Source organism: Dactylosporangium sp. CS-033363 (genome assembly GCF_050942475.1).
In the GTDB taxonomy this organism is placed as follows: domain Bacteria; phylum Actinomycetota; class Actinomycetes; order Mycobacteriales; family Micromonosporaceae; genus Dactylosporangium.
The window spans coordinates 8,950,892-8,973,020 of the sequence record NZ_CP192032.1 but is presented as its reverse complement, the minus strand read 5'-3'; the positions used below and the strand labels follow the sequence as shown (position 1 = coordinate 8,973,020).

General features: G+C 72.9%; 26 protein-coding genes. 12 read left to right on the top strand and 14 right to left on the bottom strand.

Features of this window, described 5'->3' with window-relative positions; all coding sequences use genetic code 11:
- Positions 1-14 precede the first annotated feature (14 nt).
- Positions 15-1,229, top strand: coding sequence for a serine hydrolase domain-containing protein (locus ACQPZ4_RS41290; protein WP_433048888.1), 1,215 nt, complete (start codon positions 15-17; stop codon positions 1,227-1,229).
- On the opposite strand, the gene ACQPZ4_RS41285 is transcribed toward ACQPZ4_RS41290, so the two are convergent.
- The gene (locus ACQPZ4_RS41285) at positions 1,226-1,933 is read right to left on the bottom strand and encodes a DUF4097 family beta strand repeat-containing protein (RefSeq protein ID WP_433048885.1); all 708 of its coding nucleotides are present in this window, start codon (positions 1,931-1,933) and stop codon (positions 1,226-1,228) included. The two genes, ACQPZ4_RS41290 and ACQPZ4_RS41285, sit on opposite strands and share 4 nt — an antisense overlap.
- Before the next feature lie 51 nt (positions 1,934-1,984).
- Here ACQPZ4_RS41285 and ACQPZ4_RS41280 point away from each other — a divergent pair, with 51 nt between their 5' ends.
- Both ACQPZ4_RS41280 and ACQPZ4_RS41275 read left to right on the top strand, forming a co-directional pair.
- Positions 1,985-2,551, top strand: a complete 567-nt coding sequence (locus ACQPZ4_RS41280) for an O-methyltransferase (protein WP_433048883.1) — start codon at positions 1,985-1,987, stop codon at positions 2,549-2,551.
- Positions 2,552-2,620: 69 nt separating this feature from the next.
- Positions 2,621-3,103, top strand: coding sequence for an STAS domain-containing protein (locus tag ACQPZ4_RS41275; RefSeq protein ID WP_433048880.1), 483 nt, complete (start codon positions 2,621-2,623; stop codon positions 3,101-3,103).
- Between the two features lie 18 nt (positions 3,104-3,121).
- Here the strand turns inward: ACQPZ4_RS41275 and ACQPZ4_RS41270 are convergent, their stop codons facing one another.
- Complete coding sequence (locus ACQPZ4_RS41270; RefSeq protein WP_433048877.1) at positions 3,122-3,790, bottom strand: pentapeptide repeat-containing protein; 669 nt, start codon at positions 3,788-3,790, stop codon at positions 3,122-3,124.
- A gap of 51 nt (positions 3,791-3,841) precedes the next feature.
- On the opposite strand from ACQPZ4_RS41270, the gene ACQPZ4_RS41265 reads away from it, so the two are divergent.
- The 4 genes from ACQPZ4_RS41265 (at position 3,842) to ACQPZ4_RS41250 (ending at position 7,451) form a co-directional block, all read left to right on the top strand.
- Positions 3,842-4,453, top strand: coding sequence for a TetR/AcrR family transcriptional regulator (locus ACQPZ4_RS41265; RefSeq protein WP_433048874.1), 612 nt, complete (start codon positions 3,842-3,844; stop codon positions 4,451-4,453).
- A 106-nt stretch (positions 4,454-4,559) separates the two neighbouring features.
- On the top strand, positions 4,560-5,585 hold the full coding sequence (locus tag ACQPZ4_RS41260) for a CAP domain-containing protein (protein WP_433048871.1): 1,026 nt from the start codon (positions 4,560-4,562) through the stop codon (positions 5,583-5,585).
- A gap of 273 nt (positions 5,586-5,858) precedes the next feature.
- Complete coding sequence (locus ACQPZ4_RS41255; protein ID WP_433048868.1) at positions 5,859-6,722, top strand: DUF4397 domain-containing protein; 864 nt, start codon at positions 5,859-5,861, stop codon at positions 6,720-6,722.
- A 75-nt stretch (positions 6,723-6,797) separates the two neighbouring features.
- A complete protein-coding gene (locus ACQPZ4_RS41250) occupies positions 6,798-7,451 on the top strand; it encodes a class F sortase (RefSeq protein WP_433048865.1) in 654 nt (217 codons plus the stop codon).
- Between the two features lie 200 nt (positions 7,452-7,651).
- On the opposite strand, the gene ACQPZ4_RS41245 is transcribed toward ACQPZ4_RS41250, so the two are convergent.
- The gene (locus tag ACQPZ4_RS41245; protein ID WP_433048862.1) at positions 7,652-8,530 is read right to left on the bottom strand and encodes an AurF N-oxygenase family protein; all 879 of its coding nucleotides are present in this window, start codon (positions 8,528-8,530) and stop codon (positions 7,652-7,654) included.
- 48 nt (positions 8,531-8,578) lie between these two features.
- On the opposite strand from ACQPZ4_RS41245, the gene ACQPZ4_RS41240 reads away from it, so the two are divergent.
- Positions 8,579-8,842, top strand: a complete 264-nt coding sequence (locus ACQPZ4_RS41240; RefSeq protein WP_433048859.1) for a DUF4873 domain-containing protein — start codon at positions 8,579-8,581, stop codon at positions 8,840-8,842.
- Between the two features lie 197 nt (positions 8,843-9,039).
- Here ACQPZ4_RS41240 and ACQPZ4_RS41235 read toward each other — a convergent pair whose 3' ends face one another.
- Positions 9,040-9,471: an SsgA family sporulation/cell division regulator gene (locus ACQPZ4_RS41235; RefSeq protein ID WP_344503366.1), complete on the bottom strand. Its 432-nt coding sequence runs from the start codon at positions 9,469-9,471 to the stop codon at positions 9,040-9,042.
- A gap of 489 nt (positions 9,472-9,960) precedes the next feature.
- On the opposite strand from ACQPZ4_RS41235, the gene ACQPZ4_RS41230 reads away from it, so the two are divergent.
- Together ACQPZ4_RS41230 and ACQPZ4_RS41225 are read left to right on the top strand one after the other, a co-directional pair.
- Positions 9,961-10,383 (top strand): TIGR02611 family protein, encoded by a 423-nt coding sequence (locus tag ACQPZ4_RS41230; RefSeq protein WP_433048856.1) that lies wholly within the window; start codon positions 9,961-9,963, stop codon positions 10,381-10,383.
- 379 nt (positions 10,384-10,762) lie between these two features.
- Positions 10,763-11,119: a histone-like nucleoid-structuring protein Lsr2 gene (locus ACQPZ4_RS41225; RefSeq protein WP_433048853.1), complete on the top strand. Its 357-nt coding sequence runs from the start codon at positions 10,763-10,765 to the stop codon at positions 11,117-11,119.
- 488 nt (positions 11,120-11,607) lie between these two features.
- Here the strand turns inward: ACQPZ4_RS41225 and ACQPZ4_RS41220 are convergent, their stop codons facing one another.
- From ACQPZ4_RS41220 to ACQPZ4_RS41200, 5 genes are all read right to left on the bottom strand, one after another.
- On the bottom strand, positions 11,608-12,048 hold the full coding sequence (locus tag ACQPZ4_RS41220) for an Hsp20/alpha crystallin family protein (protein ID WP_433048850.1): 441 nt from the start codon (positions 12,046-12,048) through the stop codon (positions 11,608-11,610).
- Between the two features lie 118 nt (positions 12,049-12,166).
- On the bottom strand, positions 12,167-12,775 hold the full coding sequence (locus ACQPZ4_RS41215) for a response regulator transcription factor (RefSeq protein ID WP_433048847.1): 609 nt from the start codon (positions 12,773-12,775) through the stop codon (positions 12,167-12,169).
- Between the two features lie 64 nt (positions 12,776-12,839).
- The gene (locus ACQPZ4_RS41210) at positions 12,840-13,898 is read right to left on the bottom strand and encodes a sensor histidine kinase (RefSeq protein ID WP_433048844.1); all 1,059 of its coding nucleotides are present in this window, start codon (positions 13,896-13,898) and stop codon (positions 12,840-12,842) included.
- A gap of 46 nt (positions 13,899-13,944) precedes the next feature.
- Positions 13,945-14,682, bottom strand: coding sequence for an ABC transporter permease (locus tag ACQPZ4_RS41205; RefSeq protein WP_433048841.1), 738 nt, complete (start codon positions 14,680-14,682; stop codon positions 13,945-13,947).
- Between the two features lies 1 nt (position 14,683).
- Positions 14,684-15,556, bottom strand: a complete 873-nt coding sequence (locus tag ACQPZ4_RS41200; protein ID WP_433048838.1) for an ABC transporter ATP-binding protein — start codon at positions 15,554-15,556, stop codon at positions 14,684-14,686.
- Between the two features lie 104 nt (positions 15,557-15,660).
- On the opposite strand from ACQPZ4_RS41200, the gene ACQPZ4_RS41195 reads away from it, so the two are divergent.
- Positions 15,661-16,548 carry a Dyp-type peroxidase gene (locus ACQPZ4_RS41195; protein WP_433048835.1) on the top strand — a complete coding sequence of 296 codons (888 nt, stop codon included), beginning with the start codon at positions 15,661-15,663 and terminating at the stop codon, positions 16,546-16,548.
- Here ACQPZ4_RS41195 and ACQPZ4_RS41190 read toward each other — a convergent pair.
- From ACQPZ4_RS41190 to ACQPZ4_RS41175, 4 genes are read right to left on the bottom strand one after another with little or no spacing between them, the layout of a single operon-like run.
- Entirely contained in the window at positions 16,522-17,082 is a 561-nt protein-coding gene (locus tag ACQPZ4_RS41190) for a TIGR03086 family metal-binding protein (RefSeq protein ID WP_433048832.1), read from the bottom strand. The genes ACQPZ4_RS41195 and ACQPZ4_RS41190 overlap by 27 nt on opposite strands.
- A 4-nt stretch (positions 17,083-17,086) precedes the next feature.
- Positions 17,087-19,216: a xanthine dehydrogenase family protein molybdopterin-binding subunit gene (locus ACQPZ4_RS41185; RefSeq protein WP_433048829.1), complete on the bottom strand. Its 2,130-nt coding sequence runs from the start codon at positions 19,214-19,216 to the stop codon at positions 17,087-17,089.
- Positions 19,213-20,199 (bottom strand): FAD binding domain-containing protein, encoded by a 987-nt coding sequence (locus ACQPZ4_RS41180; protein WP_433048826.1) that lies wholly within the window; start codon positions 20,197-20,199, stop codon positions 19,213-19,215. The genes ACQPZ4_RS41185 and ACQPZ4_RS41180 overlap by 4 nt, the downstream gene beginning before the upstream one ends.
- Entirely contained in the window at positions 20,196-20,681 is a 486-nt protein-coding gene (locus ACQPZ4_RS41175; RefSeq protein WP_433048823.1) for a (2Fe-2S)-binding protein, read from the bottom strand. The genes ACQPZ4_RS41180 and ACQPZ4_RS41175 overlap by 4 nt, the downstream gene beginning before the upstream one ends.
- 54 nt (positions 20,682-20,735) lie before the next feature.
- Between ACQPZ4_RS41175 and ACQPZ4_RS41170 the strand changes: the two genes are divergently transcribed.
- A complete protein-coding gene (locus ACQPZ4_RS41170) occupies positions 20,736-21,680 on the top strand; it encodes a zinc-binding dehydrogenase (protein ID WP_433048820.1) in 945 nt (314 codons plus the stop codon).
- Between the two features lie 3 nt (positions 21,681-21,683).
- Here the strand turns inward: ACQPZ4_RS41170 and ACQPZ4_RS41165 are convergent, their stop codons facing one another.
- On the bottom strand, positions 21,684-22,097 hold the full coding sequence (locus ACQPZ4_RS41165; RefSeq protein ID WP_433048817.1) for a rhodanese-like domain-containing protein: 414 nt from the start codon (positions 22,095-22,097) through the stop codon (positions 21,684-21,686).
- Positions 22,098-22,129 lie beyond the last annotated feature (32 nt).

Below are 22,129 nucleotides of genomic sequence, written 5' to 3'. Positions count from 1 at the left end.
TATTGTCCCCGGACGTGAGCATTGATCGCGAAGTGGCGCCAGCGCAGGCCGGATTCGACGAGCGGCGGCTGGCCCGCCTGGACGCCCACTTCGCGCGGTACGTCGACGACGGCCGCCTGGCCGGCTGGCAGCTGGCGATCGCCCGGGACGGCAAGGTCGTGCACACCAGCGTGTACGGCCACCGCGACGCCGAGGCGGGCGCGCCCGTCGAGCCGGACACCCGGTGGCGGCTGTTCTCGATGACCAAGCCGGTCACCTCGGTCGCGGCGATGCTGCTGTGGGAGGAGGGCCTGCTCGAGCTCACCGACCCGATCAGCCGCTGGCTGCCCGAGTACCGGGACATGCGGGTCTACGACAAGGGCTCGGCCTCCCAGCCGTACACGGTGCCGGCGGCCGAGCCGATCCGGGTCTGGCACCTGCTCACCCACACGTCCGGGCTGACGTACGGCTTCCTGAACACCTCGGTCGTCGACGCGATCTACCGCCAGGCCGGCTACGACATGACCACCAAGCCGGGCGCCGACCTGGCCGAGGTGTCCCGCGACTTCGCCGCCCTGCCGCTGCTGTTCCAGCCGGGCACGGCCTGGGGCTACGGCGTCAGCACCGACGTCCTCGGCCGCCTGGTCGAGGTCGTGGCCGGGATGCCGCTGATGGACTTCGTGCGCGAGCGGATCCTCGAGCCGCTGGGCATGCACGACACGACCTGGTCGGTGGCGCCCGGCGACGAGCGCATGGCCGCCCTGTACGTCCCGGGCCCCGGCGGCCGCCGCGTGCGCTTCGACGCCATGGGTGACCTGGCCTTCGAGGAGCCCAAGGCCCCGGCGGGCGGCGGCGGCCTGATCTCGACCGCGGCCGACTACCAGCGCTTCATGACCATGCTGCTGCGCCGGGGCGACGGCCTGCTCGCGCCGCGCACCGTGGACTTCATGACCACCAACCACCTGCCGGGCGGGGTGGACCTCGACAAGCTGCAGACCGGCGGCTTCGCCGAGACCACGTTCGAGGGCGTCGGCTTCGGCCTGGGCTTCGCCGTGGTCCGCGACCCGGTGCCGGCCCGCGTGTACAGCAGCCCCGGCACCTTCTACTGGGGCGGCGCGGCGAGCACGGCCTTCTGGATCGACCCGGTCGAGCGGCTGACGGTGGGCTTCTACACCCAGCTGGTCCCGTCGAGCACGTACCCCCTGCGCCCGCAGTTGCGGCAGCTGATCTACAGCGCGCTGACGGCCTAGACGAAGGTCAGGCCGCCGCCGCTGGTGGTGATCTTCACTTTGTGGACGGAGGCGGCGTCGGCCTTGATGGAGCCGGACTGGGTGCCGCCGTCGAGCTGGGCGTCCAGGGCGTAGCCGTCGGAGGTCAGGCGCAGGTTCACGTTGCCGCCGCCGCTGTCGATGTCGATGCGGTCGGGGGCCTGGGTGACCTTGAGGTCGACCGGGCCGCCGCCGGTGCGGGCGGTGAACTCCGGCGGGGCCAGGCCCTCCGCGTTCACGCCGCCGCCGTCGGTCTGGACGTCGACGATGCCGGTCAGGGCGGTGAGGTCGATCCGGCCGCCGGAGCTGTCCAGGCGCACGGTCAGCGTCGAGGGCATCTCCACCACGTAGGAGATCGAGCAGTCGTGCTTCGGGCAGCCGGCCGAGCTGAGCTGCAGCTCGCCGCCGTCGATGGCCTGCTTGCGGTTCGGCTTGTCGCTCTTGAACTTGTAGGTCTCCGTGACCTTGATGGTGTCCCCGCTGCCGGCCTTGACCGCGATCGCGCCGCCGTCGCTGTCGATCGCGACGACGCTGACCGCGTCCTTCACCTCGAACGCGTTGGTGGCGGTCTGCTCGGGACCGTCCTTGGCCGGCGTGTTCGACGGCTGCGACGGCGTGCTGCAGGCGCCGAGGGCCAGCAGGACGGCGGCGGCGGGCGTGAGGACCCGCAGAGGCAGTGACTTCACGGGGCACATATTTGCACGCGGAGCGCGACGATTGTCGTTAGGGTCGCCGCCGTGCATCTCATCGACACCGCCCACGCCCGCGCCGAGGCCAACGGCTTCGGTCAATCCTGCGAGCCGGAGGTCGGCCGCCTCCTGGCCGTGCTCGCCGCCGCCCTGCCATCCGGCGCCCGGGTGCTGGAGATCGGCACCGGCGCCGGGGTCGGCACCGCCTGGATCGCCGACGGCCTGCGGCCCCGCACCGATGTCACGGTCGTGTCGATCGAGTCCGACCCGGCCACGGCGGCCCTCGCCGCGACCGGGGACTGGCCGGCGTTCGTGCACCTGCGGGTGGCCGATGCCCTCGAATACCTGGCGGCGGAATCCGGCGGCTTCGATCTGATCTTCGCCGATGCCTTCGGCGGGAAGATCGAGGGGCTGGACCGTACCCTCGCGAAACTCAACCCACGGGGGACCCTCGTCGTCGACGACATGACCCCGGTCGAGGGATGGCCCGAGGACTTCCGGGCCAAGCAGGACGGGGTGCGCCGGGCCCTGCTCACCGATCCGCGGCTGGTCGCGACCGAGCTGGCCTGCGGCTCCGGCGTGATCATCGGCGTCCGTCGACACCCGGCGGACTGAACGGCCCCACGCGGGGTCGGCCGCCCGGCCGCTGACAGCCAGGGAGCCGGATCGGTACCGTCACACCCGATGAGTGCGGTCGTGCTGGCCCTGCACGGGCTGCTGGTGGAAGGCACCGTCGCGACCATCGAGCCGGTCCTGGCCGGGCTCCTGGTCGCCGACGAGCCGCGGCTGGTGCTGGACGTCTCGCAGGTCACGGTGTGCGACACGACCGGCGCCGAGTTGCTCGTGGGGGTGGCCGGGATGGCCCGCGCCCGCGGCGGCGAGCTGCGCCTGGCCGCGCCGTCGCCGGCGATCCGCTCCTGGCTCGGGATCGCCGCGGGGATGAGCGGGATCGCCGCGTTCGCCACCGTCGAGGGCGCCCTGGAGGCCGACCCGCGCGACCTGCTCGGCCCGGCGGTCCTGCCGCCGGCCGACTGCGTCGACGACGACCCGCCGCCGCCCCTGACCGCAGATCCGCACCGCTCGGCTCCCCACGGCCGGCCGCGGTGGAGGGTCAACCCTTCGGGCCGCGCACGATCACGCCGAGGTCCCGCATCACCGCGCCGGTGAGGCCGGACCCCAGCGGGCTCAGCCCTTGGGACCGCGCACGATCACGCCGAGGTCCCGCATCACCGCGTCGGTGAGGCCCGGCAGCTGGGCCGGCTCGATGGTCACCCCGCGCAGGCTGCTCATCCCGCTGACCTCCGAGAGCTGATTGCCCCGCAGGTCGGCCCCCCGCAGGTCGCAGCTCTCGAACGACATCTGGCGCAGCCGGCAGCCCTGCATCGCCGCGAACGGCAGGGCGCAGTCGCGCAGGTTGGTGTTGACGAGCACGCACCCCACGAACCCGGTCGGGCCGGTGGTGTTCACGTCGTCGAGCGACGCCCCGTCCAGCCGGCACCCCTCGAACAGCACGTCGGCCAGCTTCGTCTCGGCCAGGTTGGCCCACGTCAGCTTGCAGTTGACGAAGTGCACCCGATCGAGGGTGAGCCCGGTCAGCCGGGCCGCGGTGAAGTCGACCTTCTCGAACCGGCAGCCGCTGATCGTCACGTCCTCCCAGATCACCCCGTTGAGGTCGAGGTTCTCCAGGTGGGAGCGGCGCAGCCGGGCGTCGATCAGGGTGCTGCGGATGGCCCGCCCGGTCTGCACGTGGGCCTCGTTGAGGTTGCCGCCCCACGGCGCGCTGACCGGTTCCAGCTCGCCCGGGTCGAAGGCCGGAAGCTCGATCTCGATGTCGTGCACGCTGCGCGTCGCCACGTCCTCACCGTAAAGGGTGACCCGAGCGTGTGGCACGTAGGCTGTCAGGTCATGAGCGAAGCGGGAGTGCGCCCTCGGGTCGACGGGCGCACATTACGGGCCGAGCGCACCCGGCGGGCGATCACGGACGCGCACTTCGCGCTGCTCGAGGAGGGTGAGCTGCGGCCCACCGCCGAGCGGATCGCCGAGCGGGCCGGGGTGTCCCTGCGCGCACTGTGGACGAACTTCAAGGACATGGAGGGCCTGTTCGCCGCGGCCGGCGAGCGGCTCATGGAGCGGCAGCGGGCCGAGCACCGCCCGATCCCGCCCGAGCTTCCCCTCGGCGAGCGCATCGAGCGCTACTGCGAACAACGGGCCCGCCTGCTGGAGCTCATCGCCCCGGCCGCCCGCGCCGCGCGCATCCGCGAACCGTTCTCCGCTCAACTGCGCAAGAACCGTCTCTGGTACCTCACGATCGCCCGCGAAGAGATCCAGATCCTCTTCGCCCCGGAGTTGGACGCGGCCGGACCCGGCGCCGCGGAGATCGTCGATGCGCTGACCGTCGCGGCGACGTTCGCCGGCTGGTCGATGTGGCGCGATGAGCTGCACCTCGATGTGGCGGGCGCCACGGCCGTGCTGCGGCACGTGGTGACGGCCCTGCTACCGGCCGCAGCCCCGGCATAAGTTTCGCTTAGACCGCCGTTAATTCGGCTTCCGGGGGCGAATCCGGCGCTCCGGGCCTTCTAGTGTCTGTTGCGGCTTTGACGGCAGGCACGCATGGAGGCCTCAGGTGGACCGCTTCGACCGGCACGACTCGTACGGCGCCGACCCCGGCCGCCACGACGACCGCGGCGGGCACGGCGACTGGGGCAACCAGGGCAACGGCGACTGGGCCGCGCAGGGCAGCCAGGGCAACGGCAACGGCGACTGGGGCAACCAGGGCAACGCCGGCCAGGGCAACGGCGACTGGGGCAACCAGGCCGGCTACCAGCAGGGCGGCTACCGCGACGACCGCGGCTACGACGGCGACCAGCGCGGCGGCTATCAAGAGTACGGCGACTACCAGGGCGCGCCCGGCCCCGACGAGCTGGAGAACCGGCGCGGGAACCGGATGCTGCTCGCCGCCGGCATCGGCGCGGTCGCGCTCGTGGTCGTCGGCGCGGTCGCGTTCGGCGGCTCGATGCTGCTGTCCAAGTCCTCCAACGCCTCCCCGCAGTCCAACGCCGCGCCCGCCGTCGGGACCAGCACCACCGCCGGTGACCTGCTCGGCGATGCCTCCGGTGACCCCGCGGCCTCCACCGGCGCGGCCGAGAACGCGGCGACGTCCGCCGCGCCGGCCCCGACCACCAAGGCGCCGACCACCGCCGCCGCCCCGAAGACCACGCAGCCGACGGCCAAGAAGACGACGGCCGCGCCGGGCGGGACGAGCAACAGCGCGTACGAGGCCCAGGTCCTGGCGATCACGAACGCCGAGCGGGCCAAGGCCGGCTGCGCGCCGCTCGCCTTCAACGCCAAGCTGCGCGCGGCCGCGTACAAGCACTCGGCCGACATGGCGGCCAACAACTACTTCTCGCACGACTCCCAGGACGGGACGTCCTTCGCCACGCGGATCTCGAACGAGGGATACCGCTGGTCGGGCGCGGCCGAGAACATCGCCAAGGGCCAGCGCACCCCGGAAGAGGTCATGAACGCCTGGATGAACAGCTCCGGGCACCGGGCCAACATCCTCAACTGCAAGCTGAAGGACCTCGGCGTCGGCCTTGCCTACCAGGGCAAGACGGCCATCTGGACCCAGGACTTCGGCACCCAGATGTAGGTCCCGGCATGGCCCCGCCGATCGACGTATCGAGCGGTACCGACAGGTAATTTGCCTCGTCCGTCCGGATGTGGTGCCGCAGCGCAGCGTCGGGCACCGTACACATGCGGCGATGATCCCTGCCCAGCATGGGTGGCGCGTTGCTCATCGACGTGCCAGACTCACCGCGATCTGTGCTGACGGTGCCCGTGCGGATTACTCAGTCACCTACCCCCGCGGGCGCGTACGACCCGAATCTGAAGCATTCGCTGTGTACACAGCAGGGGGTACAACGTGTTCGCTGCTCCCCAGCGGCGGAGGCTCGCGGCCTTCGCGGCCGCGGCGCTCCTCGGCCTGGGACTGACGATGGTGGAAGCCTCGCCGGCCGCCGCGGCCGGTGTGGGGTATGTCCGCCTGGCCCACCTGTCGCCCGACACTCCGGCGGTCGACGTCTATCTCAGCTCCGTCTCCGGCGCCATCCCGCAGCAGAAGTTCGACGCTGTCGCGTATGGCACCGTCTCCAAGTACCTGCCGCTGCCGCCCGGGACCTACGCGGTGGCGATGCGCAAGAAGGGCGACCCGGCCTCGGCCGCGCCGGTGCTGAGCACCCAGGCGACGGTGGAGGAGGGCAAGGCCTACACGGTCGCCGGCACCGGCAAGTTCGCCGATCTGGGCCTGCGCGTCATCGCCGACGACCTGGGCCTGCCCGACTCCGGCAAGGCCAAGGTCCGGGTCATCCAGGCCTCGGTCAAGCAGCCGGTCCTGGACGTCTCGGTCTCCGGCGGCTCGAAGATCGCCGACAACGTCCAGTTCGCCACGACGACCTCGTACCAGACGGTCGAGCCGGGCCGCTGGACGCTGCGCCTGGCCGCGCCGAGCGCGACGAGCGCCGCGACGACGGTGACGGCGCCGCTCAAGGCCGGCGCGGTGTACTCGCTGATCATCCTCGACGGCAGCGGCGGCCTCACCGCGCAGCTGCGCACGGACGCCTCCAGCAGCGGCGTGCCCGAGGGCGGCGTGGACACCGGCGGTGGCGGCACGGCGAACGACGGCATGAGCCCGTTGCTGCCGATCGGTGCGGGCGCGGTCGTGCTCCTGCTGGCCGCGGGCGGGTTCCTCGTCTGGCGGCGGCGCGCGAAGCCGCCGGTGGCGGCGTAGCTTCGCTGGTACGGAAGCGGCGGCGGGCCCGGCCCGCCGCCGCTCGGGCACGGCGCAGTTGGGGAAGTGATCAGGGTGGCGAGGGTCGTCCGGCATCGGTCGCGCCGGCGGCTGCACCTGACCGCGACCCGCCGCCGGACCCTGATGCTGATCGGCTGCGTGCTGGCCCTCGCCGCGCCGATGATCGTCGGCGCGGCCGCGCTGGTCGGCCGCCGGGTCGACATCGACGCGGGCGACGCGACCTGGATCGTCCCGCACAGCATCGACCTCTCGGCGGCGTCGGGGTCCCCGGACGCGCCCCCGACCCGGCTCAAGATCTCCAAGCTCGGCGTCGACACCCCGCTCGAGGATCTGCGGATGGACGGGGCCGGGGTGTTGGAGAGCCCGAAGGCGTACGGCGAGGCGGGCTGGTTCACCGGCGGCACGTACCCGGGCGACGCGGGCCCCGCGGTGCTGGCCGGGCACGTCGACTCCAAGACCGGCCCGGCGGTCTTCTTCCGCCTCCACGAGCTCGCCCCCGGCGACCTGGTGGACGTGCAGCGCGGCGACGGCTGGCTGACGTTCCGGGTGACGGCGAGCGAGCACTACGCCAAGGACCGGTTCCCGAGCGCCAAGGTCTACGGGCCGACGCCGGTGCCGGAGCTGCGGCTGATCACCTGCGGCGGGAGCTTCGACCAGTCGAAGCACTCGTACCGCGACAACCTGGTCGTCTACGCCGTGCTCGCCTGAAAGCAGCCGGCGTGTGGGAAAGATTTAGGGTCGGTGTGCCAGGTCGCCTCGCGGCGATAGGCGCTACACGGCTCCAGCCGAACGGTATTCCGTGAAGGCAGTGTGGTGAGGCCCGGGGACACACAGCACACCGACTCCATGAACAGTAGCGCGCGAGATCGGCATCGTCCCGTGATCCGGCGATGCTCCATCTCACAGGCTCAAAGCAGCGCCGCGGCGCGCCAGACCGGCCGCGCCGGGCCCTCGACCAGGCCGAGTTCCTGCAGGTAGGTCGTGACCCGGCTGCCCGCCCACCGCAGCGTCTCGCGGAAGCGCGGATTCGCCCAGGCCGCCGCCCCCGCCCGCGCCGGGTCCAGGCCGACCGCGGCGTACGCCTGGGGGTTGATCAGGGAGTGGGTGACCGTGTACGCGGCGCGGGCGACGACGATCTGGCAGTACAAGCGGCGGGGCTTGGAACTTCCGGCGACCTGGCGGGCCAGCTCGTCGCGGGCGAACTTGATGTGCCGCGCCTCCTCGACCACGTGGATCCGCGAGACCATGCGGACCAGCGGTTGCAGACTGTCGTCGGCCATCGCCTCGCGCTGGAGGGCGTCGAGGATCTCCTCGGCGATGAGCGCGGCGGCGAACGTCTGGATGCCGCCGGCCGTGGCGCCGAGGTAGCGCCCGAGCGCACGGTGCACCGCCGCCGGCTGGTATGCGGGCGCGCCGAAGGCCGAGATCATCCGGCCGAACATGATGCTGTGCCGGCACTCGTCGCCGATCTCGGTGAGCGCGTACTGCACGTGCGCGCTGCGCGGGTCCAGGCCCGTCACGTGCCGCAGCAGCATCCGCATGAGCAGGACCTCGAACCAGATGCCGATGCTCGCGATGCTGGCCACCTCGTGCTTGGACAGCTCGACGCGCTGGTCGGGGGTGAGGGCGTCCCACAGCGGCGTGCCGAACAGCGACAGGCGCTCCTGCGGCGCGTACATGATGCCGGGCGGCTGCGGGGCGTCCCAGTCGATGTCGACGTCGGGGTCGTAGGCGTTGCCGGCCGAGATCTTGAGCAGGCGGGCGGCGGTGGCCTCGCGCGGGTGCATGGCGGCTCCCTTGACGTTACCGGCCAGTACTTGGTACTAGTCGGTACCATGCCCCAGGAATCGTCGCCGGTCAAGGCCTCGCTCGTCGCGGGGGAGTCCACCTACGCCGTGGAGCTGCGCATCTCCGGGCAGTTCCAGCCGATCGACGGCCGGTTCCACTGGAGCGCGCGGATGGCGGCCGGGCCCGAGGTGGTGGCGCTGCTGCGGGCCGGGCGCCGGGACGTGCTGATCGGCGGGGTGCCGGCCCGGCTGGTCGAGCTGAACCCGTGGGGCGAGATCCGGGCGACCGGAGTCGGGCGCCCGCCGGGGTGAGACGGCGTCGGGCGCCACGCGAGGCCCCGGTCCCAGCGTCTGGCGGCTGCTGGTGGTGGCGGGGGCTCGCGTGGCGCCCGGTGTCGCACGTCTTGGTGAAGCGCGTCAGCGCGTTGCGCGTGAGCGCGAAGCGCGGGTCTCTCCGGCGGGGCGGGTGGTGCCGCGGTGGTGGGCCGGTGAGGGGTTGCGCGTCGAACTCAGCGGCCGGCGAGCAGCCGGCTCACCGCGTTGTCGACGTCGAGGTGGTCGGTCTCGTGACCGCGCGGGACCACGCTGTACGTGCGGCGCAGGAAGCGCACCAGCACGCTGCGCGGCACCTCGAACAGCGCGTTGCCGTCCGGCGAGGACAGCGCGAGCGCGACGAAGTCGCCCCGCGGCCCGTTCCACGGCCAGACCCGCACGTCGCCGATCCCGGCGGGCTCGTCCAGCCCCGTGAACAGCAGCTCGCGGGCGAAGGACCAGCTCACCGGCTCGCCCCCGGCCGACTCGGCGTGGAAGAGCACGTGAACCGCGTACGGGTCGTTCGGGTCATAGCGCAGGCTGGCTCGCACCGGCAGCGCGGTCGCGTCGGGCGCGACGAGTCGTAGGGATGTCTCGACCTCGACGGTCGATGGTCGGATAGCGCTCATGTCGTACTCCCCCCGGCACCGCTTGCGGAGCATGCCGTGCCCCGCCTCTCCTATGTTGAGGCGATTCCCAGTGTTACGCGTAGTGATTCTACGATCTCACTCTGTAGTGTTTCTGGGCCCGATTTGCCGTCAACCGAACATCTTGCGTGCGATGTCTGGTTTTCTGGGCGCAGTCGGGGCTCTTGACGTGACGTGTGGGCCGTACGTCAATTCATTCCGGTAACGTCCCGTGGTCCATGGGAGTGACGGGTGTTTGCGTGATGCGAACGAGAATTGCGCGGCAGTGAGGTGGACGGGTCGGGCGTTACGCCTGATTCCGGGCGCCGGCGGTCCCGCGAGGGTGACTTTCGGCGTGTCGCAGCCGCGCTTGTACCGGTCCGCTGGATGCGAACTTCGCCCGATCTCAGGCACTATGTCGGTGAGTTGCGCTATTAGTCCGATTCGGTGCCGAATTCGGCCGCAACCCGTCGCTTCGTGGACCATGGAACGGTGTCTGAGCAGCCGCCCCAGCCCGTGACCGTGACCGACCCGCCGGCGCCCGCACCCTGGCGGTCCCGGGCCGACCGGATACGGGACGGCTTCCTGCGGCTGCGCGAGCGCGCGTACGCCACCCCGCTCGGCCGCCTCGGCGTGAAGATCGTGGTGGCCGTGCTCGGCACGCTCATCATCGCCGTGGGCGTGATCCTGCTGCCGTTGCCCGGCCCCGGCTGGCTCATCATCCTGGGCGGCCTGGCGCTGCTGGCGATGGAGTTCGCCTGGGCCCGCCGGCTGCTGCAGTTCACGCGTGCGCAGCTGCTGCGCTGGACCCGCCTGGTCCGCGAGGGATCCTGGCTGGTGCGGGTCGTCTCCGTCGGCGGCCTGCTCCTCGTGGTCGGTGGCGCATTGCTGCTGTCGCTGCGGATCCTCGCCTGACTCCACATCCGCGATCTTCTGGATCGCGCGGGTGAGTTCTCGACATCCTGCCGGGGTGGCTCTTCCGCGTCGCTTCCGACACTCGCCCGCGTGATCGGAGCGCGCCGATCACGCCCAATTCGCCGTGTCTGCTTTACCGATCGTGTGCGTTTCGTGTTGTATGCGTTTCGTGACGTGCCGATTTCCGTGGCGGGCGGGCGAAAGGGCTACCGTGGAGGTAATCTCGCCCGTGCAACGGGCGTAGCATGACGCCAGTTATTGTGTTTGTGTCCGAATGATACGGGCGTTGCGCTCAGTGCCGAGCTCCGCATCGGTTCGGCTCGCATAGCTTCTGCACAGCGGTTCTGTACACCTGGGTACCACCGAGGAAAGGCCACTCATGGCAAAACGCGTCATCCACGAGCTGATCGATGACATCGACGGCAAGCCCGCCGCCGAGAGCATCGTGTTCGCGCTCGACGGCGTGCAGTACGAGATCGACCTGTCCGCCGGCAACGCGGCCAAGCTGCGCGACGCGGTGGCTCCCTTCGTCGCCGCCGCGACGAAGATCGGCCGGGGCGGCGTCGTTGCCACCTCGCGCGGGCGCGAGGTCCGCGGCCGCAGCGTGACCCGCGGCGATCGCGACCAGAACCGGGCGATCCGCGAGTGGGCGCAGGCCAAGGGCATCGACGTGTCCGACCGGGGCCGCATCAAGCAGGACATCGTCGACCGGTATCACGCCGAGGCGGGCCGCTGACCGTCTCCCTGACGAAGACACCGGCGGGCCGGTCGCACGAATTCGTGCGACCGGCCCGCTTTGCATTGCCCGATTCCCCGCCGCCGCGGTCGCCTTTGTCGGCCGCTTTCGGTTGCGGTGGTTTTGGCCACATGGTTTGCCCGCACTTTTGGTCCGCCGCCGCGCCGGACTTTTGGCTCGCCGCCGCGCCGGCTTTTGGCCCGCCGCCGTGCCGGTCGCGGTCGCCTTTGCCGTCTGTTGCCGGTCGCCTTTGGCGCCGGTGCCGCCGGCTCGTCCCACCCTCCGGACTCCGGGCGCGGGGGCCCCGGCATTTCGTCCCGGGGCAATTCCGCCCGATGATCACCGGGAGCGCATCGGGAATAACCGCCCGTGCAGACGTCGATCGATTCCGAATGCCCGCTGCGGGAAACGCAACGGCCGCGACCCCGAGGGGCCGCGGCTCGTTCGCGCGTTCCGGCCGTGTCGCCGGTCTACCTGCACTTCTGCTTTTACTGCGCGGTGCTGAGCTCGCGCGCGGCGGTGCCAATCTCGATCTTGCGGGGCTGGGCCTTCTCGGCCACCGGGATGCGCAGGGTCAGCACGCCGGCGTCGTAGCTCGCCTCGAGCCGCTCGGTGTCGAGGCTGTCGCCCAGGACCAGGCGGCGGGTGACGGTGCCGGACGGGCGCTCGCTGATGACCCGCCGCACGCCCTCGCGCTCGGCGCGGGTGCGCTCGGCGCTGACGGTGAGCACGTTGCGGTCGACGGTGGCGTCGATCGAGGCCGGGTCCACGCCGGGCAGGTCGATCTCGACGAAGAACGCGTCGCCGTCGCGGTAGGCGTCCAGCGGCGCCGCACTGCCTCGCCCGCCGGCGGCGGTGGCCCTGGTGGCCGGGGCGAAGAACTGGTCGAAGGCGTCAAAGGACCGGAACGGAACGGTGCGCAGCAACATGATGAGTCCCTCCAAGGTTGAGCCCGTGTCGCTCAAGTCTTACAACCGGGGGCACGCCCTGCGTCTTCCGTTCCGGGACGTGACCTGAGTCACCTCGACTCAACTTTGCGGCGGCCGGTCAGAGCCAGCCGCGGGACTGGGCGACACCCACGGCCTCGATCCGGTTGCGCGTGCCGGTCTTGGTGATGGCGGCCGACAGGTAGTTGCGCACCGTGCTCTCCGACAGGTGCAGCCGCTTGGCGATGTCCGCCACCGTGGACCCGTCGGCGGCCTCGCGCAGCACGTCGCGCTCCCGGTCGGTCAGCGGGTCCGGCCCGGCGGCCAGGGCGGCCGCGGCCAGGTCCGGGTCGACCACGCGCTCCCCGGCCAGCACCCGGCGCACGGCGGCGGCCAGCGACTCGACCGGGCCGTCCTTGACCAGGAAACCGCTCGCGCCCGCCTCCATGGCCCGGCGCAGGTACCCCGGGCGCCCGAACGTGGTCAGGATCAGCACCCGGCAGCCGGGCAGCCGGCGGCGCAGCTCGGCGGCGGCGGAGATGCCGTCCCCGCCCGGCATCTCGATGTCGAGCAGCGCCACGTCGGGCCGGGCCTCCAGGGCGGCCGGGACGATCGCGTCGCCGCTGGAGACCTGGGCCACCACCTCCAGGTCGGGCTCCAGGTCGAGCAGCAGCGCCAGGGCGCCGCGCATCATGCCCTGGTCCTCGGCGAGCAACACCCTGATCGTCATCGCGCCAACCCCATCGTCACAGCGGACAAGACCCGCGTCGTCACAGCGGACAAGATCCCCGTCGTCACAGCGGAAGCCTCGCAGTCAGCGCGAAGCCGCCCTCCGCCCGGGCCCCCGTCTCCAGCGACCCGCCCGCCGAGCTCAGCCGCTCGCGCAGGCCGCGCAGGCCGTTGCCCGCGTCCACGCCCGGCGAGGACGGGCCGAAGTCGCCGTCGTCCGCGACCCGCAGCACCGCCGCGCCGTCCACTGTGGTCAGCGAGATCTCGCAGCGGGCGGCGCCGCTGTGCCGGATGACGTTCGTGGCGGCCTCGCGCACCACCCAGGCCAGCAGCCGGTCCGCGGTGTCGGGCAGCGGGTCGGCGGTGCGCAGGACGTCGGCCGTGATGCCGGCGGCCGTCAGGGCCCCCTTGGCCCGGGCCAGCTCCGCGGTCAGGCCCGTCTCGCGGTAGCCGGTCACCGCCTCGCGGATCTCGACCAGCGCGCGCCGGCCGACCTGCTCGATGTCCGCCGCCTGGGCCGCCGCGGCGGCCGGGTCGCGCTCGGCGATGCGCCGCACGACCTCGGCCTTCACGACGATGACCGACAGGGTGTGGCCGAGCAGGTCGTGCAGGTCGCGGGAGAAGCGCAGCCGCTCCTCGGCCACCGCCGACTCGGCCAGGGCGTCGCGGGTGTGCTTCAGCTCGTTGACCAGCCGGATCTGCTGGCGCACCGAGGCGACCAGCATCGACGACAGGGTCATGCCGACGGCGACGGAGCCGGTCTGCCACGCGTCCGCGTCCACGATCAGGCCGATGGCGATCAGCGCGGCGAGGCAGCCGGCGAACCACCAGATCGCCAGGACCATGCGCGGCATCGAGGCGTAGACCGCGACCCCGCCGACCGAGACGTACAGCAGCAGGATGAGCCAGTGCGAGCCGTACGCCAGGGCCAGCCCGACCCCGAGCGCCGCCACGATCCCGACCAGCACGTGATGGGCCCGCGTGACGCACCGCGACTCGAAGCCCATCGCCGCGACGTACACGTACGCCACCTCGAACGCCGCCAGCCCGATCGCCGCCGCGGGGGTCGTGATCGTGGACAGCGGGTCGACGAGGGCGAACGTCCACACCGCGACCCAGATCATGCCCCCGATCGGAGGGCGCGGAAGGCGTGCCATGGCCATCACCCTGTCACAGCACCGTGATGCGGCGAACGGAGCGCCGGAAGCCCCAGCTCGCCAGGGCCGCGAACAGCGCCATCCAGACGGCCAGGATCACCACGTCGCCGGCGGTCGGGGCGCCGCCGAACGCGACCCGCCACGACATGTCCGCGTAGGCGTGGGTGGGCAGCAGCCGGCCGATCGCGGCGACCCAGCCGGGCATGACGTCCAGCGGCAGCCACAGGCCGCCGAGGATGGACATCCCGAGGTACACGAGCAGGTTGAGCGGCTGCGCGGTCTGGCTGGTGGCGAGATAGCCCAGCGCCAGTCCCAGCAGCGCGAACGGCACCGCGCCGGCCCACAGCAGCGGCAGGATCGCCGCCCACTGCCAGGTGTCCAGGCGCACCCCGTTGATGAGCACCGCGGCCAGGCACAGCGCGAGCACCGGGGCCAGCGCGGCGGCCATCGCGGCCACCCCGCGGCCCAGCACCACCGTGATCGGCTTGAGCGGGGTCAGCCGCAGCTGCCGCAGCCAGCCGACGGAGCGGTCGGTGACCAGGCCGCCGGCGTAGTTGAGCAGGGCGCCGATCGCGCCGTAGCCGGCCATCGACACCATCGTGTAGGTCGCGGCGGCGCTCTTGTCCTGCCCGGTGAGGGTGCTGACGTTGGTGAACACCACGTAGCTCACCAGCGGCATGAGGACGGTGAAGATCAGCAGGCCGGGGGTGCGGCCGAGCCGGCGCAGCTCCAGGCGGATGTAGGGCAGCATGTCAGGCCTCCAGCCGGGTCAGTGCGAGATAGGCCTCTTCGAGCCCGGCCCCGGCGACCTCGAGGTCGGCCAGGAGCCCGGCGGCGGCCAGGGCGAGGACGGTCGCGTCGGAGTCGGTGCTGGTCAGCACGGCCCGGTCGGCGTGCGCGGCGAAGGCGACGACCCCGGGCAGCAGCGAATAGTCGGCCTCCCGCCGGGTCACACTCACCGTGCGCACGGTGACCCGCCGCTTGACCTCGGCGGCCGTGCCGTCGGCGATGACCCGGCCGCGGTCGAGCACCACGATCCGGTCCGCGTTGGCGTCGGCCTCCTCCAGGTAGTGGGTGGAGAACAGCACCGTGCGGGCCTGCCCGGCGTAGCGGCGCATCGCGGTCCAGAAGGCGCGCCGGGCCTCGACGTCCAGCGCGGCCGTCGGCTCGTCGAGCACCAGCAGGTCGGGCCGGCCGACGAGGGCCATCGCGAAGCGCATCCGCTGGGCCTGGCCGCCCGAGAGCTTCTCCACCGTCCGCCCGGCCAGCCCGGTCAGGTCCGCGAGCTCGAGCGCCTCCTCGATCGGCATCGGATCGGGGTACACGTCATGCAGGAACCGCAGCAGGTCGCCGACCGTGGAGCGGGGCACCAGCCCGCCGGACTGCGGCATCGCGCCGACCCGGCCCGCGGCGCAGGCGGCCTGCGGCGTCCCCCCGAACAGTTCGACCTTGCCGGTCCTCGGCGGCAGCAGGCCGAGCAGCATCAGCAGGGTCGTCGACTTGCCGGCCCCGTTGGGCCCCAGCACCGCGACGACCTCGCCGGTCTCGACCGTGAGCGTCACGTCCTCCACGGCCCGCACATTGCCATACAGGTACGACAGATTTTCGAGCTCGACGGCGTTCATGCATGTGACGGTAGGGATCCGGCGGGGCGGCGGGCAGATTCGTCGATAGCGATCCGGCGGTGACAAATGTCCTGCCGACCGTACCGTCAAATACGATCACGGCCATGGCACCGACCCCGCAGCCCGGCATCTTCGCGGCGGCCCTGGCCGAGCACGCGTACCTCGAGTTCGATCTGCGCCCCGGCGTCGCCCCGCGGGAGCTGTTCACGGCGCTGACCGCGGTCGGCGAGCCGATGCCGGCCACCGGCGCGATCAACGTCGTCGTCGGCGTCCGCCCGTCGCTGTGGGAGCCGGTCGTCGCCGCGGACTTCCTGGAGCCGATCACCGGCCCGGACGGGTTCGCGATGCCGGCCACCCAGCACGACGCGTGGCTGTGGCTGTCCGGGGCCGACCGCACCGCGCTGTTCGACTACACGCGGGCCGCGCTGGGCATCCTGGAGACCGTGGCGGTCGCGGCCACCGAGGTGTCCGGCTGGGTGTACCACCACGACCGCGACCTGACCGGCTTCATCGACGGCACCGAGAACCCCACCCGCAGCGAGGCCCCGTCCGTCGCGGCGATCGCCGAGGGACCGGCGGCGGGCTGCAGCGTGGCGCTTGTCCAGCAGTGGCGGCACGACACCGGCGCGTGGGAGGCGCTCAGCGTCGCGGCGCAGGAGGACGTCATCGGCCGGACCAAGGCCGACTCGATCGAGCTCGACGACGACGTGAAGCCGCCGACCTCGCACGTGGCGCGCACCGTCGTCGAGGAGGACGGCGAGGAGCTGGCGATCCTGCGCCGCAACACCGCGTACGGCACCGTGCGCGACCACGGCACGATGTTCGTCGGCTTCTGCGCCACCCAGCACCCGCTGCACGAGATGCTGCGCCGGATGGCCGGCGTGGGCGACGGGGTCCGCGACGCGCTCACGCGCTACACGGCCCCGCTCACCGGCGCCTACTACGTCATCCCGCCCGTCGAGGCGTTAGCGCGGTACGCGCCCGAGGCGTAGCAGGATCCGGTCCATTGTGGACGCGGTGGCGGGCACCGGCAGCGCCGGCGCGAACGCGGCCGTCGTGTCCGGCACCCCCTCGGCGATCGGCAGCGCCGTCCGCAGCACGTCCTCCGGCAGCTCGTGCCGGCGGCCCAGCGTCTGCGCGACGTCCCAGCCGTGCACGACGTAGTCGATGGTGTGCGCGCCCATGCCCCGCCACGCCGGGATCGGCCCCGGCGCGAGCTCCGGCAGGGCGATCCGCGTCTCGAGGCCGGCGGCGGCGAACGCGGCGATCACCTCGTCGGCCGCCGCCGCGTAGTCCGCCGCCGGGTCGCTGCCGAGCGGCCGCGGCGCCCACCGGTCCAGCGGCCACGACTCGCCGCGCGCGGCCGCGGCGAAGCCCAGGTGCTGCACGGTCATGTGGGCCAGCAGGTCCGCCAGGTTCCAGCCGGCGCACGGGGTGGGCAGGGTCAGGTCGAGCGGCCCGTCGAGCAGCGCGACGCTGGCCCGCACGGCGGTCGCGTCCGCCGCGCGGAAGTCGGGAATGGCCATGGGCTCATCCTGGCACGGGCGGCAGCAGGCTCGCGGGCGTGATCGGCAGCGAGCGGACCCGCTGGCCGGTCGCGTGGTACACCGCGTTCGCCACCGACGCCGCCGCGCCCACGATCCCGATCTCCCCGAGCCCCTTGGACCCCATCGGGTTGAGGTGCGGGTCCTCCTCGGGCACGAACACGGCGTCGACGCGCGGGACGTCGGCGTTCACGCACACGTGGTACGAGGCCAGGTCCGACGTCACGAAGTCGCCCCGCCGCCCGTCCAGCACGGTGTGCTCCATGAGCGCCATGCCCGCGCCCATCGTCATCCCGCCGATGATCTGCGACCGCGCCGTGGTCGGGTTGATGACCCGGCCGACCGCGAACACCCCGAGCATCCGGTCCAGCCGCACCTCGCCGGTCGCCGGGTCCACCCGCACCGCGCAGAACTGGGCGCCGAACGCGTGCCGGGCGAACTCCCCGCGGGCCGCGATGTCGGCGGTCGTGTCCGCGGACACGCAGACCCCCTCGGGCGGGACCCGGCCGCCGTGCTCGTTGTCGATCCGCTCGCGCAGCAGCCGGCAGGCCTTGGTCACCGCCCACCCCCACGACGAGGTGCCCATCGACCCGCCGGCGACGGTGGCGTAGCCGATCGCGCTGTCCCCGACCCGGATCTCCACGCACGCCTCGGCGGTCCCGAGCGCGTCCGCGGCGATCTGGCGCATGACGGTGCGGGCGCCGGTGCCGATGTCGGCCGCGTTCACCGCCACCTCGAAGTGGTCGTCGGCGGTCGCCCGCGCGGTCGCGGTGGACGGCCACGTGATCGCCGGGAACGACGAGGCGGCGACGCCGGTCCCGAGCAGCCAGCGGCCCTCCCGGCGGCCGGCCGGGCGGGGATCGCGGGCCGCCCAGCCGAACCGCTCCGCGCCCTCGCGCAGGCACTCGACGAGGTGGCGGCTGCTGAACGGCAGCCCCTCCGCGTCGTGCGCCGCGTCGTTGTCGATGCGCAGCTGCACCGGGTCCCAGCTGCCCGCCGCGGCCAGCTCGTCCATCGCCGACTCCAGCGCGAACGAGCCCGGGCACTCGCCGGGCGCGCGCATCCACGTCGGCGGCGGCACGTCCAGCGCGACGACGCGGTGGCTCGTGGTCAGGTTCGGCACCGCTCCATAGTGGACACGGCCCACCGCGGCGCTCTGCTCGGTGTACTCCACCAGCCGCGAGCACTGGCTGATGGACTCGTGCCCCAGGGCGACCAGCCGGCCCCGCCGGTCCGCGCCGAGCCGGACGCGCTGGATGGTCGGGGTGCGGTACCCCGCGAGGGAGAAGAGCATCGAGCGGTGCAGCGCGAGCTTCACCGGCCGGCCCACGCACCGGGCGGCCATCGCGGCCAGCACCACGTTCGGCCACGGCGCGCCCTTGGACCCGAAGCCCCCGCCGACGTGCTCGTTCTGCACGCGCACCAGCTGCGGCGGCAGCTCGAACAGCGCGGCCAGGGTCTCCCGGACCGACGAGGACGCCTGCGTCGCGTCGAAGACGTTGAGCTGCCCGCGCTCCCAGAACGCCGTGGTCGCGTGCGGCTCCATCGCCATGTGGTGCTCGGTCGGCGTGCGGTACGTGGCGTCGACGCGCACGTCGGCCGCGGCGAACCCGGTCTCGAAGTCGCCGTTGTCGACCCGCCCGGGCAGGCCCGCGTTGACCACCGGCGGCTCGTAGAGGCCGGGATGGTCGGCCCGCAGGACCGTGTCCGCCTCCTCGACGTCGGCCTGGACCGTCACCGCCTCCGCGCCCGCCCGCGCCCGCTCCAGCGACGTGGCCACCGCGAGCGCGACGACCTGGCCGTAGTACCGCACGTCGGGCGACTGCAACACCAGCAGGTTCGGGTCGCTGCCGGGCTCCAGCCGCGGCGCGTTCCCGTGCCACAGCACCGCCAGCACGCCGTCGAGGGCGAGCGCCTGCGCGGTGTCCACATCGCTCACCCGGCCGCGCGCGAACGCCGCCTGCACCGGCCACGCGTAGACCGCGCCCGGCAGCGGGTGGTCCACGGCGTAGCGGGCCTGCCCGGTCACCTTGTCCCGGGCCTCCAGCCGCGGCTCCGCCCGTCCGATGTGGACCGGGGCCGGCCGCGCCCCCTGGAACGTCCCCTGAAACGTCACGGCGTCGTCTCCGTCATCTCGCGCAGCAGCTCGACCGTCAGATTGCGCAACAGCGGGATCTTGTACCCGTTGTCGCGCAGCGGTTTCGCGCCCGACAGTTCGGCGTCGGCGGCGGCGGCGAAGCTCTCGGCCGTCGCCGGCGCCCCGCGCAGGGCCCGCTCGGCCGCCCACGCGCGCCACGGCATGTGCGCGACCGCCCCCCAGGCGATCCGCACGTCGTGCACCGTCCCGTCGCGCACGTCCAGGGCGGCCGCGATCGAGCCGGCCGCGAACGCGAACGACGCGCGGTCGCGCACCTTGCGGTACCGCGAGCCGGCGGCCAGCGGGCAGTCGGGCAGGACGACCCCGGTGATGAGCGACCCGGGCGGCAGGTTGGTGTCCAGGTCCGGCCGGTCGCCGGGCCGCCGGTAGAGGTCGTGCACGCTGATCGCGGCCTGGCCGTGCGGGCCGAGATACTGCACCGAGGCGTCCACCATGGACAGTGCCACCGCGAGGTCCGACGGGTTCGTGGCGATGCACTGCGCGGACGCGCCCAGGATGGCCAGGTCGTGGTGCTCCCCGTCGCGGGCGTCGCAGCCCGAGCCGGGATCGCGCTTGTTGCACGCCTTGGTGACGTCCTGGAAGTACCGGCAGCGGGTGCGCTGCAGCAGGTTCCCGCCCACCGTCGCGCGGTTGCGCAGCTGCCCCGACGCGCCGGCCAGGACCGCCTCCGACACCGCCGGATACGCCGCCGCGACGACCGGATGGCGTGCCAGGTCGGTGTTGGACACCAGCGCCCCGATGCGCAGCCCGCCGCCGTCGAAGGTCTCCACGTCGCGGTACGGCAGCCCGCCGAGGTCCACCAGCCGGTCCGGCGCGACCACCCCGAGCTTCATGAGGTCCACGAGGTTCGTCCCGCCGGCCAGGTAGGTGGAGCCCGGCTTGACCATCGTCGCGACCGCGCCCGCGGGATCCTCCGCCCGCTCGTACTCGAACGGCCTCATGAGGCGGACGCCACCTCGTAGACGGCGGCGGCGATGTGCGTGTACGCCCCGCAGCGGCAGATGTTGCCGCTCATCGCCTCGCGGATCGCGGCCGGCGACTCCGTCTCCACCTCGGTCAGCCCGACGGCGGAGCAGATCTGGCCCGGCGTGCAGAACCCGCACTGCAGCGCGTCGTGCGCGATGAACGCCTCCTGGATCGGGTGCAGCCCGCGCCCGGCGCTCAGGCCCTCGACGGTCGTCACCGACGAGCCGTCCACCGAGCAGGCGAGCACCAGGCAGCTGACCACCCGCCGGCCGTCCAGCAGGACCGTGCACGCGCCGCACTGCCCCTGGTCGCAGCCCTTCTTCGCCCCGGTGAGCGCGAGGTGCTCGCGCAGCGCGTCCAGCAGCGTGGTGCGGTTGTCCAGCCGCATCTGGTGCTCGTGCCCGTTGACGTGCAGCGTCACGTCGGTCTCGGTCGCTTTCGCAGTCGTCGTGCCCACGGCGCGGAGCTACCCACTTGACCTGAACTGTGCTTGAGGTACCAGGGTGATTTCATGCGCGCGATCGAAGTGGCCCGCTACGGCGGCCCCGAGGTGCTGGTCCCCGTCGATGTCCCCGATCCCTTGCCGGGCCCCGGTCAGGTGGCCGTGGCCGTCGGCGCCGCGGACACCCTGTGGCTGGAGACCCAGGTCCGGGCGGGCCGGGGCGGGCCGTTCTTCCCCACCGAGCTGCCGTACCGCCCCGGTGTCGGCGTGGCCGGCACGGTGACCACCGTCGGCAGCGGCGTCGACCCGCAGTGGATCGGCCGCCGCGCCGTCGCGCGCCTCGGCCACACGGGCGGCGGCTACGCCACGCTCGCCCTGGCGCCCGCCGCCGGGCTGGTGCCGGTCCCGGACGCCGTCGAGGACCCGGACGCGGCGGCGGTCCTGCACGACGGCGTGACGGGCCTGGCGCTGCTGGACGTCGTCGGGCTGCGGGCGGGGGAGCGGGTGCTGATCACCGCGGCCGCCGGCGGGATGGGCGCCCTGCTGGTGCAGCTGGCGCGATCCGCGGGCGCGACGGCGATCGCCGCGGCCCGGGGCCCGGCCAAGCTGGACCGGCTGCGCGAGCTGGGCGCGCACCAGGTGGTGGACTACTCGGCCGCGGACTGGACGGCCGCCGTCGACCCGGTGGACGTCGTGCTCGACGGGGCCGGCGGCGCTTACGGCGATGCGGCCTTCTCCCTGGTACGGGACGGTGGTCGCTTCTCCGGCCACGGCACTCCGGCCGGTGGCTTCGCGACCCCCGCCCCGGCCCGCGGCGTCACGGTCACCGGGATCGGGGCGGTGCAGCTCTCGCCGGAGCGCCACCGCGCGTACCTGTCGGCGGCGCTGGACGCGGTCGCGGAGAAGCGGATCTCGCCGCTCATCGGTCAGCTGTACCGCCTGGACGAGGCCCCGGCCGCGCACCGCGGCATCGAGGACCGGACGGCGGTCGGCAAGACCCTGTTCCTGCCGTAGGCCTCAGCAGTCGCAGGTGACGGCCGAGCGGGGCGCGGTGAGGTCGTCCACAGGGCGCCGGTCCGGGCCGTGGCCGGTCTCGAACGGCAGGCCCTCGCGCACCCAGTACTCGAACCCGCCGATCATCTCCCGCACCCGGTACCCGAGCCGCGCGAACTCCAGGGCGGCCCGGGTCGCGCCGTTGCAGCCGGGCCCCCAGCAGTAGGTGACCACGTCCGCGCCGGACGGGACCAGCTCGCGGGCCCGGCCGGCGATGTCGGCGGTCGGCAGGTGCACGGCGCCGGGGATGTGCCCCTGCGCCCAGGCCTGCGCGCCGCGCGAGTCCACGACCACGAGGCTCGCCTTTCCGGCGTGCACGTCGCTGACGTCGGTCTCGAAGCGGAGTTTTGCGGCAAAGTGCTCGATCGCGTCGCTCATGCGTATGAGCATGGCTGGGCCGCCCGGGGGTG